The sequence below is a fragment of the Prosthecobacter sp. genome (assembly GCF_044226605.1).
Lineage (GTDB): Bacteria > Verrucomicrobiota > Verrucomicrobiia > Verrucomicrobiales > Verrucomicrobiaceae > Prosthecobacter.
This window is the reverse complement of record NZ_JBGAGS010000020.1, coordinates 133,629-150,733: the sequence shown is the minus strand read 5'-3', so window position 1 is coordinate 150,733 and position 17,105 is coordinate 133,629. Positions and strand designations below refer to the sequence as shown.

Here is a 17,105-nt window from a genome sequence, read left to right as displayed (position 1 = left end):
GTTTGAAATCATCCTCGCGATGCGAGCGCATGTGCTGCGTGCCCGTCGTCGTCTGATACATCCCCAGCATGAAGGCGCTGCGGCTCGGAGCACACGCCGGATTCGTCGAAAACACATTCGTGAACCGCACCCCTTCCCGCGCCAGCCGGTCCAGATTCGGCGTGTTCACATGCTTCGCCCCGTAGCAGCCGAGATCATGCGAAAGGTTTTCCCCCACCAGCCACAAGATGTTCGGTTGCTTCGCCTGCACACTGGCAGCCAGTCCCAAAAACAGCGTCGAAAGAAGGATTCGCGTCATGCCTGGAGGAAACGCCTGAAAGAGTCGTTTCACTCCGCCGATTCCTTTTCCCATGCCTGTTCTCGATCTCTTCCATCTCTCCGGCCGCCGCGCCCTTATCACGGGCGCCTCACGCGGCCTCGGTCTCGAAATGGCACGCGCCTTGGGAGAAGCCGGCGCGGAAGTGATCATTTCCGGCTCCAATGAAGAGCACCTGCAAAAAGCCTCCGCAGAACTGCGCGCTGCCGGCATTCACGTCACCACTCTCCAGGCAGATCTCTCCAAGCCCGAAGAGGCCGAGCGCCTCTGCGACACCCTCCTGCGCGATCACGCCCCCATCGACATCCTCATCAACAACGTCGGCGGCCGCCGCATCAACACCCCCACCGAAGATCTCGCGCTCGAAGACTGGCAGCGCATCCTCGATCTCAACCTCACCCAGGCCTTCATCCTCACCAAGCGCATCGGCGGTGCGATGATCCCGCGCAAATGGGGCCGCATCATCAATATTGCCTCCATCAATGCCTTCTGGCCCGGCAAGGCCATGCGCGGCCGCAGCTACGAGACCTCCAAAGGAGCGGTCACCATGTTCACCAAGGCCCTCGCTGCCGACTGGGCCGCCCACGGCATCACCGTCAACGCCATCGCCCCCGGCCCTTTCCTCACCGATGCGAACAAACGTTGGATCGGCGAACGCCCCGAGTTCGAGGGCGAAGTGGCCACCAGCATCCCCATGGGCCGCTGGGGCCGCCCCGAGGAGATCGGGCCCCTCGCCCTCTACCTCGCCAGCGAAGCCAGCAGCTTCATGACGGGCAGCATCCTCATCCTCGACGGCGGCAAGCTCCTCTGGTGACATCGAATCCATTCAGCCTGCCGTTTCCAAAGCAAATCATTTGAGCACCTCCGTCCGGTTTCCGTATATCGGTGTATTCCGTGTTTGAACAAATCTCTGCCCCCTCTGCCCCCTCTGCCTCTCCGCCCCTCTGCGGCTAGACCGCACGTCACAATCGCTTCGCACGCCTGTCCAGCCCCCTTCTCATCCATGCCACCTGCACCCAAACTCCACGGCGTCCTCCCCGTCTTCCAGACTCCCTGGCTCGAAGACGAAACCCTCGACCTCGAAACCCTCGATCGCGAGATCTCCTGGCTCTACGACTGCGGCTCCCACGGCATCGTCATGGCCATGGTCTCCGAAACCCTCCGCCTCGACAGCGAGGAGCGCGAAGCCCTTGCCGCCGCTGCCTGCAAATTCGGCAAAGCACGCGGTGCCGTCATCATCAGCGTGGGCGCTGAATCCTCCAAGACCGCCGAACGCTACGCGAAGCACGCCGAAAGCGTCGGCGCCGATGCCGTCATGGCCATTCCACCCGTCTCCATAGGCATCGGCGAGAGCGAGTTGCTGGCCTATTACACCCGCATCATCCACGCCATCCAGATCCCCGTCATCGTGCAGGACGCCAGCGGCTACGTTGGCAAGCCCATGCCCATCGCCATGCAGGCAAAACTCCTCGAAGAGTTCGGCCCCGAACGCGTGCAGTACAAGCCCGAAGCCTCCCCCATCGGCCCCAAGCTCTCCGAGCTCCGCGATGCCACCCAGGGCCGCGCCCGCGTCTTTGAAGGCACCGGCGGCATCGCTCTCGTTGATTCCTTCAAGCGCGGCGTCGTCGGCACCATGCCCGGCGCCGATCTCATCCGCGGCCTCGTTCCTTTGTGGAATGCGCTCACTTCGGGAGACACCGAAACCGCCGACCGCATCCACGGCCCCCTCTCCGCCCTCATCTCCATGCAGACCAGCCTCGATGGCTTCCTCGCCGTCGAAAAGCACCTCCTCGTGCGCCAGGGCATCTTCAAAAACACCCTCATCCGCGGCCCCGTCGGCTTCAAACTCGATGAGGAAACCAAACGCGAAGTGGACCGCCAGTTCGACCGCATGCTCGCCGCCGCAGAATCCACCGCCGTCAAACAAACACCCGCCTGGCAGGTCTGCCGCACTGACGACAACGGCAACGACTTCGTCATGTGCGATGCAGAAACCGAATCCGCAGCCCGCCAGCTCGTCGACGATTTCACCCACCGCGGCCACAAGCAGCACTACTGGCTCCGCCAAAAGTAGCCGCGGCGCTCCGTCGAGATGAGCCCAGCGCTCTCAAACCTGCACCTTCCGCCCAATCATCCCCTCATGAAGCGTCTCCTCAAGCGCCTCATCCTCACCCTCCTCACCTCCGCGCTTCTCATCGCCGCCGCGATGGCCTGGAACGTGTACCACACCGCCATACCAGAACCCACCACATTTGCCAAGGTCACACCACCTCCCGCGTTCACCCCTCTGCGCCTCCGCGTCGTCACCTGGAATCTCTGGGGCATCTTCGGCTTCACCCCTCGCCGAGCCGAGCGCATGCAGGTCATCGCCCGCGAGATCGTAAAATTGAACCCCGACATCGTCGGCTTCCAGGAAGTCTTCGTCCAGGCAGACCGCGACCTCCTCACCACCGCCCTGCGCGAGGCCGGCCTGCCTCACTCACGCTATTTTTCCAGCGGCCTCGTTGGCAGCGGCCTGCTGCTCGTCAGCCGCTTTCCCATTGAGTCAGACGGCTTCATCCGCTACGCCGACGGCGGCCGCCCCGAGGCTGTGCACCACGGCGACTGGTGGGCCGGCAAAGGCCTCTCCCTCTCCACCCTCCGGCTTCCCGATGGCTCACCGCTCTACATCGCCAATACCCACATGCACGCCCGTTACCGCGGCCAGTACCATGCCACCCAGCTTGCGCAAGGCCGCCAGCTGCTCCCCTGGGCCTCCCGCGTGAAGGACACCGGCGCGCCCGCCCTCTGGCTCGGAGACTGGAACAACAAACCGGACAGCGACGTCCTCGCCCCTCTCATTGCCTCTGGCGACTGGCGGCATCTCACCGGAGACAAAACTGCCATTGACCACATCTTCGGCAGCGGCCCCGCATGGCAGTGGCACGTCCTCTCCCTCGGCAAGCTCACCGGCCTCCTCACCGCCACCCCCAAAGTCCCCTGGAGCGACCACGCCGCCCGCTGGATCGAAGTCGAACTCCGCAGACAGCCCTGAAAGTCACGCCCATCCTCCCTCCCATGATCATCGACGTTCACTCCCATGCCTGGAACTTCCCCGCCGATTTCTCCGAAGACTTCATCCATCAGGCCGGCCGCGCACGCCCCGGTGTGAAGGTGGACATGAGCGCCACCTACGAAGCCTATCGCGCCTCCGCTCCCGCAGACACCCGCACCATCGTCTTTGGCGGCAAGGCAAAGCTCAGCGGCCTCTGGGTGAATGATCAGTCCGTCGCTGACTACGTCGCGCACGATCCCTCCCGCCTCATCGGCTTTCTCGCCCTCGACCCCACTCAGGAAAACTGGCAGCGCGAGATGCAGTTCGGCCACGAGACGCTCGGCCTCCGCGGCATCAAGCTCATGCCCATGTACGCCGGCTTCAGCCCGGACGATCCGGCTCTGGAGCCCCTGTGGTCCTACGCGGAAAAGCACGGCCTTCCCGTCCTCCTTCACATGGGCACCACCTTCATCGCCCAGGCCCCGCTCGCCTACACCCTGCCGCGCCTCATCGAGCCCGTCGCCCTGAAACACCCCGGCCTCAAAATCATTCTCGCCCACCTCGGTCATCCTTATGAAGGCGAGTGCCTCGTCACCATCCGCAAACACGACAACGTCTTCGCCGACGTCAGCGCCCTCCACTACCGCCCCTGGCAGCTCTACAATTCCCTCATGCTCGCGCAGGAGTACGGCGTCTGGCACAAGCTCCTCTTCGGCACCGACTTCCCCTTCACCACCGTCAACGCTTCCATCGACGGCATCCGCAAGCTCAACCACATGCTCGAAGGCACCCAGCTTCCCCGCCTCAATCTCATCGAGATCGAATCCATGATCCACCGGGACAGCCTCCACCTCCTCGGCCTCTAGTACGCTGGACACTCCTGTCCGTCGATCAGCGCTCCGCCACACCCATCATCCCGGCGGTCCATGCATTGCTAGACCAGGTCTCGAAAAGATTGTCATATTGAACCGGCGAGCGCAGCGGCCCCAGTGGCAAGGCGGGAGTGCCGTCTGCTATTTGCAAATAACAGGCAGGCGACCAACGCAGCCAATGGGCCGCTCCGCCGTCCGGACCATGTAACAAAGTTTTTAAGAGTTGGTCCAGGCCTCAACCCCAGCTCTCATCCCGATACGCCGCCGGCGAAGTATTCCGGTACTGCCGCAGCATCCGGCTCAGGTAATACCGGTTCGTCAGCCCGCACTGCTCCGCGATGATGTCGATGCTCTTCTGCGAGTGCCTCAGCTTGCGGCATGCCTCGTCCAGCCGGTAGTCCAGCAGCACCCGCATCGGCGCCAGGTTCAGCTCCTGTTTGAAGAGATGGTTCAGATTTCGCAGGCTCAGCCCCGCATGCCGCGCCACCTGCTCCGCCGTCAGCTTCAGCCCCAGATGCTGGTGCATGAACTCCATCGCCCGCTGCACCCGTTCATCCAGGTGCTGCTTCTCCCACACCTCTTCCGGCAGGCACTGCACTGCCGACATCACCAGCTGGATCGTCGGCCACGGAAACCTCACCCCCTCCTGCTTTTTGCTCATCTCCACCAGACCGGGAATCACGCTGCGCATCGCCTTGCTCGTCGGAAATCGGTGGATCCCCGGCGCCACCCGGTCCGCCACCGGACCCAGGTTGAAATGCGCGTACCATTTTCCAAACGGCTTCGTGGTCGTCGTGCTGAAAGTTGTGTGTGGCGGAATCAGATACATGAAGCCCGGTTTCAGCGCCGTCTTCTCGCCGTCTATTTCCACCACCCCGCCCTCGCTCACCGGCCAGTACAGCCGCCAGTACGGATCATTCAGCCGCCGCAGCTCCCACTGCTGCAGTTCGATCTTGCGCGTGGTCAGGATGTCCACCGTCACCCCCGGCAGCGCCACCGTGCGCTGCCCCTGCACGCGATGTTCTGAACCGGAGGGCACGAGGCTGAGTAGGCTGTCCTTTTTCATGACTATTGCGAAATCCGACACAAATCTGGCGCGCCCGTGCATGGACGGCAAGCCGGGATTGTTGAATGGATGAAAGCTCAACCTAACCGACATCCACACCATGGCAGACATCTCCACCAGTGCAGCAGACAAGAAGGAAAAGGAATACTTCACCGACGTCCCTCAGGACGCTCCCGGCTTCTTCCTCAAGGGCTGCCACCAGTACGACTGGGGCAGCAGACAAGAAGGAAAAGGAATACTTCACCGACGTCCCTCAGGACGCTCCCGGCTTCTTCCTCAAGGGCTGCCACCAGTACGACTGGGGCCTCAAGAACCGCCTCTCCAAGGTCTTCAATCCCAAGGACGGCCGCACCGTGATGCTCGCCTTTGACCACGGCTACTTCCAGGGCCCCACCACCGGCCTGGAGCGCGTGGACCAGACCATCCTCCCCCTTGCCCCCTGGGCCGACTGCCTCATGCTCACCCGCGGCATCCAGCGTTCCGTCATTCCTGCCTCCACCACCAAGGCCATCGCCCTGCGCGCCTCCGGCGGCACCTCGATGATCAGCCCCATGGAAGAGTGGGAAGGCGAAATCGACGGCAAAAAGGCCAAGTTCGCCCGCCCCGGCTTTGAGCCCCTCTCCAACGAAAGCACCGCTCTCAACATCGAAGAAGCCATCCGCCTCAATGCCAGCGTGCTCGCCGTGCAGGTCTTCATCGGCAGCGCCTACGAGCGCCAGTCCCTCAAGAACCTCACCGACCTTGTGGACGCCGCCAGCCGCTACGGCATCGCCGTCATGGGCGTGACCGCCGTGGGTCGCGCGATGGCCCGCACGCCGCAGTACTTCCGCCTCGCCACCCGCATCATGGCCGAGCTCGGCGCCAACGTGGTGAAGTGCTACTACACCGAGAAGGAGTTCGACACCGTCACCAGCTGCTGCCCCGTGCCGATCGTCATCGCCGGTGGCAAGAAGCTCCCTGAGCTCGACGCCCTGAAGATGTGCGCCAACGCCATCAAGCAAGGTGCCAGCGGCGTGGACATGGGCCGCAACATCTTCCAGAGCGACGCCCCCGTCTCAATGATGCAGGCCGTCCACGGCGTGGTTCACGGCGGCCTCAATGCCAACAAGGCCTTCGAACTCTACAACGACCTCAAGAAGAAGGAGCTGAAGAAGAAGTAAGCGCCAGCAGTCTGAACGCATTCACCGGAGGGGGATCATCCTGATCCCCCTTCTTTTCATCCACCGTTTTCTAATCAGGGATCAAGACGATCCCACTCTTCCAGCCACGACCACCTTCCACACTCTTCCACCATGGAACTCAAGCCCAACCAAGTCCGCCTCATGATGCTGAAGGTCGCCGATGCCATCATCGCCGCCGAACCCATGCTTTCCCAAGCCGACCGCGATCTCGGCGACGGCGACCACGGCCTCGGCATGAAGCGCGGCATGGAGGCGGTGAAGGCCCAGCTCGAACCTCTCGATGCTGCCAGTGTGGAGCAGGTCTTCGTCACCACCGGCACCGCCATGATGACCAGCATGGGCGGAGCCTCCGGTGCCCTCTTCGGCACCGTCTATCGCGCCGGTGGCAAGGCCCTTGCCGGTCGTCCAGCTTTCGATGCCGAAGGCCTCTCCCTCCTCCTCACTGCCGCCCTCGAAGGCGTCATGAAACGCGGCGGCGCCAAGCCCGGAGACAAGACCATGATCGACGCCCTCGCCCCCGCCGCCGAGAAAGCCCGCGAGTCCACCACCCTCTCCCTCACCGAAGCTCTCACCGCCGTCGCTGCTGCAGCCGAGTCCGGCAAGGAAGCCAGCAAAGCCATGATTGCCCAGTTCGGCCGCGCCAAAACCCTCGGCGAAGCCTGCCTCGGCTTCCCCGACGCCGGCGCCTGCTCCGTCGTTGTCATGCTGAACACGATGCGGGATTTTGTGAAGGCATAGGAAGCGTAGACTGAGACATTCACGACTCCGGCTCCGGCCAAGCCCGTAGGGCTGTCACAATCGTAGCCGTGGGTGCCAACCCACGGTATGCAGCCCGCCCACCGTGATCATTCTCGTGGAACCGCGTAGCGGTGACACAACACGCTGCGTGTCATCAGTATTGCAAGTCGATGAACATGCACGAAACCCCAAACAGGCAGATCTTAATCAGCCCTCGTTTTATCAAGGTTGCACGAACTGAGCCAAATCTTTCAGCAAAGCAGCGCGAACTGTTTCCTGAGACCCAAAGATACCTTTCTTAGAAAGTAAAAATGCAGTTTCAAGCCCCCTGATAAAATGTAAATCCGAAGGCGCTGTACAACCATTTCGGATCCATATTTTTGTGAAGAACCGCACATAGCCACGAATCTTTTTTGGCCTTTTGACGAGACTCTGATGCATTCTCCCGAGAATCAATCGCAGTCCGTCCCACTCGCTTGTGCCATCCGCAATTTTTTCAAGCAACAATCGAAGCTTTTTCATTGGGGCGTGCTCCGCTAATGAGACGTTGGCAATATCGTCGTTGTAAGGCTCGGTTTCCAAAAGGTTGTCGGCCCAGCGAATCACTTCCGCAACTTCAACAACACCGACTTCAATGCCTAGTTTCAGCTGTTGGGCCGCAAGAGGATGGGGATTCGTCGTTTTCACCACGATGTTTGGCTAGGTCCGGTTTATGCCATTGATTTGCGACGGCAATCTCAATTAAAGGCATTTGTCTGGCCAGCGCAAACAAAGCACATCCCCCACAAAAAACCCTGTCCGGTTCCCCCTCCCCGCGTGAGATTAATGGCAACCCATGAACACGCACGAGACCCAGGCCGCGCAGGTTTTCCTCGCCCATCACGATTTTGTGAGGGGCGTCGCACTCAAGTACGCGCCGTGGCCGGGTCTGATGGAAGACATCGCGCAGCAGGTTTTTTTGGAGTTCATGGCCAAGGAGTCCCAGTGGGACCTCAGTACCGATGCCCGCCCGCTGCTGGCGACCATGACGCGCCACATCGCGCTGCGGCAATGGCGCGAGCGCACGCGGCAGCAGCCTGAGGTGGTGCAAAAACTCGCCGATCACATCCGCCAGCTCGCCGAAGAGCGTGAGGCCCCGCCACGCTACGAAGAAGAAATCAGCGTGCTGCGCTCCTGCCTGCAAAAGCTGCCGGAGAAAAGCCGCGAGCTCGTCGAACTCTACTATTACAACGACATCGGCACCCCGCAGATCGCCGACCAGATCAACATGAAGGCGGACACCGTCTGCCGCGCCCTCTCCCGCGTTCGCGAAAAACTCCGCGAGTGCATCGAGCGCGCCACCACCAGCCAGGGAGGCCCCGCCCATGCCTGACACCGACACCCTCATCCAGCGCTACGTCGAAGGCACGCTGACCACCGGCGAAGCCGAAGAGCTCCACACCCTGCTTCAGTCCCATCCGGAGCTCGGCGCACGCCTGCTCCAGCACTTTGAAATGGACGCCATGCTGCGCGCCACCAGGCCGCTGCTGCCGGAGACCAAAATCATCCCTCCTGCGCTCCTGCCGAAGCGCCGCTTCACCTTCGCCACCGTCACCAGTGTCGCTGCCATGGCCGCCTGCATCACCCTGCTGGGCACCTGGTTGATGAACTCGGCTCTGGACCTGCCCTCCGAGGCCGAAGAGGAAACCACCGCCTCCGTGGCCGTGCTCACTCGCGGCGTGAACCTCGAATGGGACTCCGCTGCCGTCACCCCTGGCACGCCGCTCTCCCCCGGCTGGCTCAAGCTCAAATCCGGCATCGCCCAGATCGAGTTTTATCAAGGCGCGCGCGTTCTGATCGAAGGCCCCGCCGACCTTCAGCTCGTCTCCTCCGGGGAGGCGACCTGCACCCGCGGCAAGCTCAGCGCCCAGGTGCCGCCGCAGGCCAAGGGCTTCCGCATCAACACCCCCAAGGGCACCATCGTCGATCTTGGCACCGAATTCGGCCTGGATGTCAGCGCCTCAAATGAGGAAGTCCATGTCTTCAAAGGCGAGGTGGAGCTCCACCAGCCAGCCGCCACCATGAAGTCCCTCAAGGAAGGCCAGGCCATGGCCATCGCGGGAAATACCGCCGTGCTGCCGGCAAATGCCTCCAGCTTCTCCTCACTCAATGAAATCGACGCCCGCAGCGCCATGTCTCAGCGCTTCCAGTTTGAAAAATGGCTCGCTTCCAATGCAAAGCTGAACGCCGACTCCGGCCTGCGCCTGCGCTTTGATTTCCAGGACGACGAAGGCGCGCGCTCCCTGCGCAACCACGCGAAGGACGGCTCCCAGATCGAAGACGGCAGCATCGTGGGCGCCTCCTGGACCACGGGCCGCTGGCCCGGCAAGCGCGCCCTTGAGTTCCGCAACGTCAGCGATCGCGTCCGGCTTTACATTCCCGGCGAAACCAAGTCCCTCACCATGGCCGTCTGGGTGCGCGTCAACGGCCTCGACCGCAGCTTAAACTCCCTCTTCATGTCCGAAGGCTGGGGCGACCGCAAGACTCACTGGCAGATCACCCGCGAAGGAAAGGTGCGCCTCGGCGTGGCTGGCGGCAGTGGAGCTGGTCATGTGGACCACGACACCCCCGTCTTTTTCACCCCGGAGCGCTTCGGCCGCTGGACTCACCTCGCTGTGGTGTTTGACCCTGCCACCAGGCAGGTGCGCCACTACGCCAATGGCGAGCTGCTCACACGCTCAGACATCAGGGACCCCGCGCCTTTGAAGATCGGCATCGCCGAACTCGGCAACTGGAACGACCGCCGCAGTTCCGGTGGCGTGGCCATCCGCCTCCTCAGCGGGGCCATGGACGAATTTGCCCTCTGGGATCGTGCCCTGAGCGATGCCGAGATCGCCGCACTGGCAAAATGACGCCATAGGGTGCCAAACCCCTGCCCGCTGTCTTCAGGCTGCCGCCTGCATACAAAAGTACCTGCTTCAGTGCAGGCAGGCCCCTCCCCCCAACCGCCCATGGCAGGAGTTTTGCCGCCCACCGACTTCGTCTCCACATTCAGGCATCCATCAGCATTCCCCCTGACGATGGTATCATGGCAGCGTGGCACAGTCCGGATCGGTCCGGGTGGGTGTCTGAAAAAATAGCCGGGCGCTCCCTTCCATGACACACGACTCTTCAGAGACCCTTTCCCATCTCCGCACTGCGACGGCAGACGCCCACCGCCAGTTGGAAGACCAGATCGACATCCCCAGAACCTGTGCCGCCCCGGGCACCTACGTGCGGCTGCTGGAGGGTTTCCTCGGTTTCTTTGAGCCTTTGGAGTCAGCTCTGCAAAAGTTCGACGGCTGGGACGAGCGTGGCTTCCACTGGCGGGACCGTGCCAAAACCCCCATGCTTCGGGAGGACCTGCACGCATTTGGGCTTTCCGAAAGCGACCTCGCATCATTGCCCCGCTGCACGGATCTTCCCGATCCCACCAATCTGGCGGAAGCTTTCGGCTGCGCGTATGTGCTGGAGGGCTCCACATTGGGCGGCAGGCACATCATGGGCGCCCTTGCGCAGAGCCAGATCCCCCAGGCTGCGCGCCATTATTTCGCCAGTTATGGCGAGCAGGTGCCCGCACGCTGGCGGGAGTTTTGTGGCATGCTTGCCACGTTTCCCACCTCGGACTCTGATGCCATGACGGACGTGGCGGTGAACACTTTTCACAAGCTTGGAGCCTGGCTCACAGTCGCCCATGAATGATCCCGTCACCGCCGCGCAGCTGGATGCGTGCAGTCACGAGCCCATTCATATCCCGGGCTCCATCCAGCCACATGGCGCTCTGCTCGTGTTGAGCGAGGAGGACCTCCTCTGCCTGCAGGCCAGCATCAATTGCAGCGATTTCCTCGGCCCTGAATTTGCCAGAGCCACGGGCCGCCGGCTGGCGGAGATGGCTCCGGACATCGCAGCCCGTCTCGCACAGGTCCTGGCGGAATCTCCCGGCATTCTTCCCTCCCCCATCACCGTCGGTCTGGGGCAGCGGCGCTTTGACGTCTCCCTCCACCGAACGGAAGCAGGGGTGATGGTCGAATTCGAAGCGGCAGGTCCGCAGGATGCCCACTATCACCGCCACCTTCAGCAGGCGCTCGCAGACTTGAAGTCCGCACCGGAGCTCATCACCCAGCACCGGCGCGCCCTAGCCTTCGTGAGCTGGCTCACCGGCTTTGAGCGGGTGATGATGTACCGCTTTGACGACGACTGGCACGGCCAGGTCGTGGCGGAGCACCTCAGCGCCCCGGTGGACTCCTACGATGGACTGCATTTTCCCGCCACGGACATCCCGCCCCAGGCGCGCGATCTTTACTGCAGAAGCTGGCTGCGCCTCATCCCAAACGCCTCCTACCAGCCCGTCCCCATGGAGCCCGGCCTCAGCCCACGCACTGGCCGGCCTCTGGACATGAGCTTTGTCTCCCTGCGCAGCGTCTCCCCGGTGCATCTGGAATACCTGCGCAACATGAATGTGGCGGCCTCCATGTCCATCTCCCTCATTGTAGAGGGCCGCTTGTGGGGGCTCATCGCCTGCCATCACCGCACCCCGCGCGTGCTTCCCTTTGCCGTGCGCGCTGCTTGTGAAATCTTTGGCCAGGTTGTCTCTTTTGAGATCGGCGCCCGGCAGGAGGCGCTGCGCCTCTCCCAGTATGTGCGTGCCACGGAGATCCAGTCGCGTTTTTTTGACGTGATCGCCAGTGAGAAAAACGTGCTGGACGCCCTCGTCAAATACACGCCGCAGCTGCTTGAGTTCATGGGTGCCGGCGGTGCTGCGGTACACGTGAACCAGCACACCACCCTTCTGGGAGAAACACCAGCCCCGGCGCAGGTGGAGGAACTCCTTTCCTGGCTCAAAACCCAGGACCTCAATCCCCTGTTCGAAACCAGCTCACTCTCCCAGCAGTTTCCGCCCGCCGCGGCATTTCATGCTTCCGCCAGCGGCCTGCTCGCCATCAAGCTCTCCCGTGTGGAGCCCCACTACCTCCTCTGGTTCCGTCCTGAAGTCGTCCAGACCGTCACCTGGGCCGGTCAGCCGGACAAGCCGCTTGCCGAGAGCGAGCGGCTCAATCCCCGCAAATCCTTCGCCGCATGGCAGCAGACCGTGACCGGCCGCGCCACTCCGTGGGGCGAGGCGGAGCGCAAAGGCGCCCAGGAGCTCATGCAGGCCATCAATGCCCTCGTGCTCCGCCGCACCCAGACCCTGCTCAGCGAAAACATGGAGCTCGAGCGTCGCAACACCGACCTCAATTCCTTCGCCTACATCGCTGCCCATGATCTGCGGGAGCCCCTCCGCGGCTTGCAAAACTACCTCTCCTTCATGCGGGAAGACCACAGCCGTGAGCTCTCCAGCGAGGCTCTGCGCAAGATCCGCACCATGGAGTCCCTGGTCTCCCAGTGCAAAGAGCTCATCGAAACGCTCAACCGCTACTCCCGCATCGGCCGCATGGAAGTAGCACTGACCGAGGTCGATCTGGACAAGCTCCTCGATGAAGTGCTGCTCACCCTGTCCGGAATCATTCGCGACCAGGATGTGGAGATACGCCGCCCCGGCCCTCTGCCCTCGGCCTCGTGCGATCCGGTGCTCATCCGCGAGGTCTTCGCCAACCTCATCACCAATGCGGCGAAGTACAACGACCGCGGGCAAAGATGGGTGGAGATCGGCTGCGTGGAGCAGCCCGGCCCCCCGCCCACCTTTTATGTCCGTGACAATGGCATAGGCATCCGCGAAAAGCATTTCTCCGATATTTTCCTGATGTTCCGACGCCTCCACCCCCAAGAAGCCTACCATGGCGGCACCGGGGCGGGATTGACCATCGCCAAGCACATCATCGAACGCCACGGCGGACGCATCTGGATCGAGTCCACCTACGGTCAGGGGACCACCTTTTACTTTCAGCTTCAGCCACCGTGAATACGCCTGCGCCATCTTCCTCCGGCGGTCCTGGGAGCGCTCTCGTCAGGATCTTCCTGCTGGATGACAACAGCATCGACCGCGAGGCCTGCCGCCGCAACCTTTCACGCGTCGAGGTCGTCTCCTACGAATTTGTGGAGCACAACTCTGTGGACGGCGCCCTCGACCGCGTGCGCGAGTGGGACCCTCACTGCATCCTGCTGGACTACCACCTGCACGATGGCAACGGCCTGCAGTTTTTAGAGTCGCTCAGCGACATCGGCGGCCCCCGGCGCTACCCCGTGGTCATGCTTACCGGCACGGGCAACGAAAAGATCGCCGTGGAGGTGATGAAGACCGGCGCGCAGGACTACCTTTCCAAGGAGAGCCTCAATCCCGAACTGCTGCACCGCACCATTGAAGGCGCCATCTACCGCGCCCGCACCGAACGCCTTCTGGAGGAGCAGCGCATTGAAATGGCACGCCTGTACTTGGAGGCGCAGGACGCGAACACCCGCAAGGATCAGTTCCTGGCCAACCTCTCCCACGAGCTGCGCACCCCTCTCACCCCGGTTCTCACCGCCGTCAGTCAGACGGACTTCACCGGCGCCACCACTCAGGACTTCATCGAAACTTTCGCGATGATCCGCCGCAACATCGAGCTGGAGGCCCGTCTCATCGACGACATGCTGGACCTCACCCGCATCAGCACCGGGAAGCTGCAGATCCACGCCCGCACCATCGATCTTCACGAAGTCCTTCACTATGCCGCCGAGGCCTGCGAGGCCGAGCGGGAGGCCAAACACATCCGTCTCGACTGGCGACTTGCCGGGGAGCGCATCCTTCTCAGCGCCGATGCCGGCCGCGTGCAGCAGGTCTTTTGGAACCTCTTTAAAAACGCCGTCAAATTCACCCCTGCGGAAGGCACCATCACCGTCTCCACTCACAAGCACGGCGGAAACGTGCAGATCGAAGTCGCAGACACCGGCATCGGCCTGCCGGTGGACAACGCCGAAAAGATTTTTGATGCCTTTGAGCAGGGCAGCTCCGAGGTCACCCGCAGGTTTGGCGGCCTTGGCCTCGGCCTCGCCATTTCCAAGGCCCTCGTCACCGCTCACGGCGGCACCATCCGTGCCACCAATCGCACCGGGGAGCCTGGTGCCGTTTTCACCGTCTCCCTTCCCCTCGGCCAGCCCCAACCGCCCTCGCAGCAGCCCGCCCAACCCGCTGCGCCAGGCTCACGCCAGCCCAGTTCCTCCGCCGCCAAGGCCGCCTCCATCCTCCTCGTGGAGGACCACGCGGACAGCGCTGCCGTGCTCAGCCGTATGCTCGCCTCCCGCGGCTACCAAGTCCAGGTGGCCACCACCGTGGCCGAGGCCCTCGATCTCGCCGCCGCCCACCCCTTCGACTGCCTTGTCAGCGATCTCGGTCTGCCGGATGCCAGCGGTCTGGAACTCATGAAAACCCTCGCCGCCTCCCATCCTCTGCCTGCCATCGCCCTCAGTGGCTACGGCATGGAGAGCGATGTTCAGCGCTCCCTGGCTGCAGGCTTCAAGCATCATCTCACCAAGCCGGTGGACTTTCAGCAGATCCTTCATGTGCTGCAGACCCTGCTCGGTTAAACCCGGCCTCGCATCACTGCGCTCCCGCGCCGCTTGCACCACCCTTGCTTCGCCGGCAGCGCTCGCTGCAGAACTTCACTTCCTCCCACACCTTCGCCCACTTCTTGCGCCACGTGAAGGGCCGCCCGCAGACGAGGCACGGCTTGCTGGGAAGATCCTGTTTTTTCACTCCTCTCATGGCGTTCCAGATTCCTGCGTTCCGTCAGCCGCCTCGGTCCCATTCATGGCGTGCAGCGCCTTCAAATACGCATTGTTCGGCGCAGGCTTCACGACCCGCTCCTCGGTTTCCAGCATGCCCTGCACGCGCTGGGTGCTCTCGGCGATCAGTCCTGCAATCAGCGATGCCTCGGGCAGGTTCTTCCAGTACTTCTTCGGCATCTCCGACTGCATGGCGCTGATTTTCACCCGTGCCGGATTGAAAATGCTCCGGTAGTAGGTGCGCCACAGGTCGTCCAGCGCATCCTCATCCGGAGCGCTGCTGCGCGGCACTCCCGCGGTGAAATGCAGCCTCGTGCCATCCCAGTGCGCACACTCATACGGCGTCAGGATGGACCAGTCCATTCCGGCAAACCGCTTCTCAAAAAACGGCGCCGCCAGCCGCACGATCCGGTGCTCCGGCTCAAACCACGCCACAAACTGCTCCCGCCCGGTGGCATCATCCGTGCCCACCAGCCGAAAGCGTACAAAGGCGTGCATTTTGTGGATGTCTCTTCCCACCGCCTTGCACCAGTCCTGCAGCTGCCGCACATCGCGGTCCGTGGCCATGGCCAGCAGGTGCCGCTCCGCCCCCAGCGTCAGCCGCCACAGCACCCGGTAGAGCAGCCCCCAGCGCCGCGCATCCGTATGCGCCGCAGCGCTGCGTGCCATGTCCAGAAACGCTGGCGGCACCTTGACTGCTCCCCCCGCCTGCACCGCTTTCATGGCCGCAGCCTCTTCCTGCACAAACAAAGACCCCTCACGCGCATCATCCACCCACAGCACCTCCTCAGGCGCCACCCCCTCTGCCAGCAGACGCCGCGCCGCAGCTCTCCACGCTTCATACTCAGGTTCAATGACGATGCTGCGCATGCTCCTGGTTTCGTTACAATTCCCCGGATCTCGCCGAAATGAAGTCGCCCGCCGTGGGTGCGGGCGCTGCGTTAAAGTTCATCTCCATCTGCTCCGGTGGCGGAAGAAACCGCGCCCGCAGCGCGTCGCTGTCCAGCCCAAGCTTCGCCGGATGATGATCCGCCGTGGTGATGAACGGCAGCAGCTTCTTCATCTGCAGCCGCAGCCGCACCAGATCCGCCAGCCGCAGCCGCGTATACCGCCGAGCACCGAGAATGCGTTCCACGTTGCGCACGCCCAGTCCCGGAATGCGCAGCAGCAGCTCCTTGGGCGCCCGGTTCACATCCACCGGAAAGGTGGCACGGTTCCTCAGCGCCCACGACAGCTTCGGATCCAGCGCCAGGTCCAGATTCGGTGCGCTCGTCGAGGCGATCTCCTCCACCTTGAATTCATAGAACCTCAGCAGCCAGTCCGCCTGGTACAGCCGGTGCTCGCGGATCAGCGGCGGCGCTTTCAGCGGCAAAATCGAGGACGGTTCCGGAATGGGGCTGAAGGCCGAGTAATACACCCGCCGCAGCCGGTGCGAGGTGTAGAGCTTGTCCGCACAGCCCAGAATCACGGCATCCGTCGAGGCATCCGCCCCCACCAGCATCTGCGTGCTCTGGCCCGTGGCAAACGGCGGCGGCTTGGGCGCATCCGGCCTGCGTTTTTCTGCATGCCGCTCCTCGATCTTCCCCCGGATGTGCCCCATGGCCTCCTCCGTTCGCGCCAGGTTTTTCTCCGGGGCCAGCGTGTTCAGGCTCTGCTGGCTCGGCAGCTCCACATTGATGCTGATCCGGTCCGCATACCGCCCCGCCAGCGCGATCAGATCCTGCGACGCCTCGGGAATCGTCTTCAAATGAATGTATCCACGAAACTGGTGCACCTCCCGTAGCTTCCGCGCGACCTCGATCACCATCTCCATCGTATGGTCCGCACTGCGGATGATCCCGCTGCTCAGAAACAAGCCCTCGATGTAGTTCCGCTTGTAAAAATCCAGCGTCAGCTGCACCACCTCATCCGGCGTGAACCGCGCACGCGTCACGTTGCTGGACCTCCGGTTGATGCAGTAGTGGCAGTCATACAGGCAGGCATTCGTCATGAGCACCTTCATCAGCGAGACGCAGCGCCCGTCCGGTGTGTACGAGTGGCAGATGCCCATCCCTCCCGTGGACCCCACGCCCGTCCCACCGCGCGAGTCTTTCCGCGCCGCGCCGCTGCTCGCGCACGAAGCATCATACTTCGCCGCGTCCGCCAGGATTTCGAGCTTGCGGTTGATGTCCATTTTGAGATG

Annotated in this window: 17 protein-coding genes; 11 read left to right on the top strand and 6 right to left on the bottom strand. The window is 62.8% G+C overall.

The features are described 5' to 3' along the window. On the bottom strand, positions 1-298 hold a 298-nt coding region (locus ACILSO_RS24830), incomplete at its 3' end, for a sulfatase-like hydrolase/transferase (protein ID WP_395740173.1). Positions 299-350: 52 nt separating this feature from the next. On the opposite strand from ACILSO_RS24830, the gene ACILSO_RS24825 reads away from it, so the two are divergent. The 4 genes from ACILSO_RS24825 to ACILSO_RS24810 all read left to right on the top strand — a co-directional run bounded on the left by ACILSO_RS24825 (position 351) and on the right by ACILSO_RS24810 (position 4,216). Beyond that, the gene (locus ACILSO_RS24825) at positions 351-1,130 is read left to right on the top strand and encodes an SDR family NAD(P)-dependent oxidoreductase (RefSeq protein ID WP_395740172.1); all 780 of its coding nucleotides are present in this window, start codon (positions 351-353) and stop codon (positions 1,128-1,130) included. A 189-nt stretch (positions 1,131-1,319) separates the two neighbouring features. Continuing rightward, on the top strand, positions 1,320-2,390 hold the full coding sequence (locus ACILSO_RS24820) for a dihydrodipicolinate synthase family protein (RefSeq protein ID WP_395740171.1): 1,071 nt from the start codon (positions 1,320-1,322) through the stop codon (positions 2,388-2,390). 66 nt (positions 2,391-2,456) lie between these two features. Further along, positions 2,457-3,350: an endonuclease/exonuclease/phosphatase family protein gene (locus ACILSO_RS24815; RefSeq protein ID WP_395740170.1), complete on the top strand. Its 894-nt coding sequence runs from the start codon at positions 2,457-2,459 to the stop codon at positions 3,348-3,350. 23 nt (positions 3,351-3,373) lie between these two features. After that, on the top strand, positions 3,374-4,216 hold the full coding sequence (locus ACILSO_RS24810; RefSeq protein ID WP_395740169.1) for an amidohydrolase family protein: 843 nt from the start codon (positions 3,374-3,376) through the stop codon (positions 4,214-4,216). Positions 4,217-4,457: 241 nt separating this feature from the next. Here the strand turns inward: ACILSO_RS24810 and ACILSO_RS24805 are convergent, their stop codons facing one another. Beyond that, complete coding sequence (locus tag ACILSO_RS24805) at positions 4,458-5,288, bottom strand: helix-turn-helix domain-containing protein (RefSeq protein ID WP_395740168.1); 831 nt, start codon at positions 5,286-5,288, stop codon at positions 4,458-4,460. Between the two features lie 119 nt (positions 5,289-5,407). Here ACILSO_RS24805 and ACILSO_RS24800 point away from each other — a divergent pair, with 119 nt between their 5' ends. Together ACILSO_RS24800 and dhaL are read left to right on the top strand one after the other, a co-directional pair. Continuing rightward, positions 5,408-6,448 carry a 3-hydroxy-5-phosphonooxypentane-2,4-dione thiolase gene (locus ACILSO_RS24800; RefSeq protein ID WP_395740167.1) on the top strand — a complete coding sequence of 347 codons (1,041 nt, stop codon included), beginning with the start codon at positions 5,408-5,410 and terminating at the stop codon, positions 6,446-6,448. 132 nt (positions 6,449-6,580) lie between these two features. Further along, positions 6,581-7,207, top strand: a complete 627-nt coding sequence (gene dhaL, locus ACILSO_RS24795; protein WP_395740166.1) for a dihydroxyacetone kinase subunit DhaL — start codon at positions 6,581-6,583, stop codon at positions 7,205-7,207. 222 nt (positions 7,208-7,429) lie between these two features. On the opposite strand, the gene ACILSO_RS24790 is transcribed toward dhaL, so the two are convergent. Next, positions 7,430-7,897, bottom strand: a complete 468-nt coding sequence (locus ACILSO_RS24790) for a hypothetical protein (RefSeq protein ID WP_395740165.1) — start codon at positions 7,895-7,897, stop codon at positions 7,430-7,432. Positions 7,898-8,042: 145 nt separating this feature from the next. On the opposite strand from ACILSO_RS24790, the gene ACILSO_RS24785 reads away from it, so the two are divergent. The 5 genes from ACILSO_RS24785 (at position 8,043) to ACILSO_RS24765 (ending at position 14,725) form a co-directional block, all read left to right on the top strand. After that, a complete protein-coding gene (locus ACILSO_RS24785; RefSeq protein ID WP_395740164.1) occupies positions 8,043-8,579 on the top strand; it encodes an RNA polymerase sigma factor in 537 nt (178 codons plus the stop codon). Then, entirely contained in the window at positions 8,572-10,098 is a 1,527-nt protein-coding gene (locus ACILSO_RS24780) for a LamG-like jellyroll fold domain-containing protein (protein WP_395740163.1), read from the top strand. Before ACILSO_RS24785 ends, ACILSO_RS24780 begins: the two co-directional genes overlap by 8 nt. A gap of 244 nt (positions 10,099-10,342) precedes the next feature. Continuing rightward, positions 10,343-10,927, top strand: coding sequence for a biliverdin-producing heme oxygenase (locus ACILSO_RS24775; protein WP_395740162.1), 585 nt, complete (start codon positions 10,343-10,345; stop codon positions 10,925-10,927). Continuing rightward, complete coding sequence (locus ACILSO_RS24770) at positions 10,920-13,124, top strand: ATP-binding protein (RefSeq protein WP_395740161.1); 2,205 nt, start codon at positions 10,920-10,922, stop codon at positions 13,122-13,124. The genes ACILSO_RS24775 and ACILSO_RS24770 overlap by 8 nt, the downstream gene beginning before the upstream one ends. Continuing rightward, on the top strand, positions 13,121-14,725 hold the full coding sequence (locus ACILSO_RS24765) for a response regulator (protein ID WP_395740160.1): 1,605 nt from the start codon (positions 13,121-13,123) through the stop codon (positions 14,723-14,725). Before ACILSO_RS24770 ends, ACILSO_RS24765 begins: the two co-directional genes overlap by 4 nt. A gap of 13 nt (positions 14,726-14,738) precedes the next feature. On the opposite strand, the gene ACILSO_RS24760 is transcribed toward ACILSO_RS24765, so the two are convergent. From ACILSO_RS24760 to ACILSO_RS24750, 3 genes are read right to left on the bottom strand one after another with little or no spacing between them, the layout of a single operon-like run. Continuing rightward, positions 14,739-14,894, bottom strand: a complete 156-nt coding sequence (locus ACILSO_RS24760) for a DUF2256 domain-containing protein (protein WP_395740159.1) — start codon at positions 14,892-14,894, stop codon at positions 14,739-14,741. 5 nt (positions 14,895-14,899) lie between these two features. Then, entirely contained in the window at positions 14,900-15,793 is an 894-nt protein-coding gene (locus ACILSO_RS24755) for a TIGR03915 family putative DNA repair protein (protein ID WP_395740158.1), read from the bottom strand. 13 nt (positions 15,794-15,806) lie between these two features. Next, positions 15,807-17,096, bottom strand: coding sequence for a putative DNA modification/repair radical SAM protein (locus ACILSO_RS24750; protein WP_395740157.1), 1,290 nt, complete (start codon positions 17,094-17,096; stop codon positions 15,807-15,809). Positions 17,097-17,105 lie beyond the last annotated feature (9 nt).

Bases quoted from the DNA above. Each gene is read 5' to 3' on its own strand.
- ACILSO_RS24810 (WP_395740169.1), top strand. From the start codon at position 3,374: ATGATCATCGACGTTCACTCCCATGCCTGGAACTTCCCCGCCGATTTC.
- ACILSO_RS24825 (WP_395740172.1), top strand. From the start codon at position 351: ATGCCTGTTCTCGATCTCTTCCATCTCTCCGGCCGCCGCGCCCTTATC.
- ACILSO_RS24755 (WP_395740158.1), bottom strand. From the start codon at position 15,793: ATGCGCAGCATCGTCATTGAACCTGAGTATGAAGCGTGGAGAGCTGCG.
- ACILSO_RS24750 (WP_395740157.1), bottom strand. From the start codon at position 17,096: ATGGACATCAACCGCAAGCTCGAAATCCTGGCGGACGCGGCGAAGTAT.
- ACILSO_RS24770 (WP_395740161.1), top strand. From the start codon at position 10,920: ATGAATGATCCCGTCACCGCCGCGCAGCTGGATGCGTGCAGTCACGAG.
- ACILSO_RS24780 (WP_395740163.1), top strand. From the start codon at position 8,572: ATGCCTGACACCGACACCCTCATCCAGCGCTACGTCGAAGGCACGCTG.
- ACILSO_RS24805 (WP_395740168.1), bottom strand. From the start codon at position 5,288: ATGAAAAAGGACAGCCTACTCAGCCTCGTGCCCTCCGGTTCAGAACAT.
- ACILSO_RS24775 (WP_395740162.1), top strand. From the start codon at position 10,343: ATGACACACGACTCTTCAGAGACCCTTTCCCATCTCCGCACTGCGACG.
- ACILSO_RS24815 (WP_395740170.1), top strand. From the start codon at position 2,457: ATGAAGCGTCTCCTCAAGCGCCTCATCCTCACCCTCCTCACCTCCGCG.
- ACILSO_RS24820 (WP_395740171.1), top strand. From the start codon at position 1,320: ATGCCACCTGCACCCAAACTCCACGGCGTCCTCCCCGTCTTCCAGACT.
- ACILSO_RS24785 (WP_395740164.1), top strand. From the start codon at position 8,043: ATGAACACGCACGAGACCCAGGCCGCGCAGGTTTTCCTCGCCCATCAC.
- dhaL (WP_395740166.1), top strand. From the start codon at position 6,581: ATGGAACTCAAGCCCAACCAAGTCCGCCTCATGATGCTGAAGGTCGCC.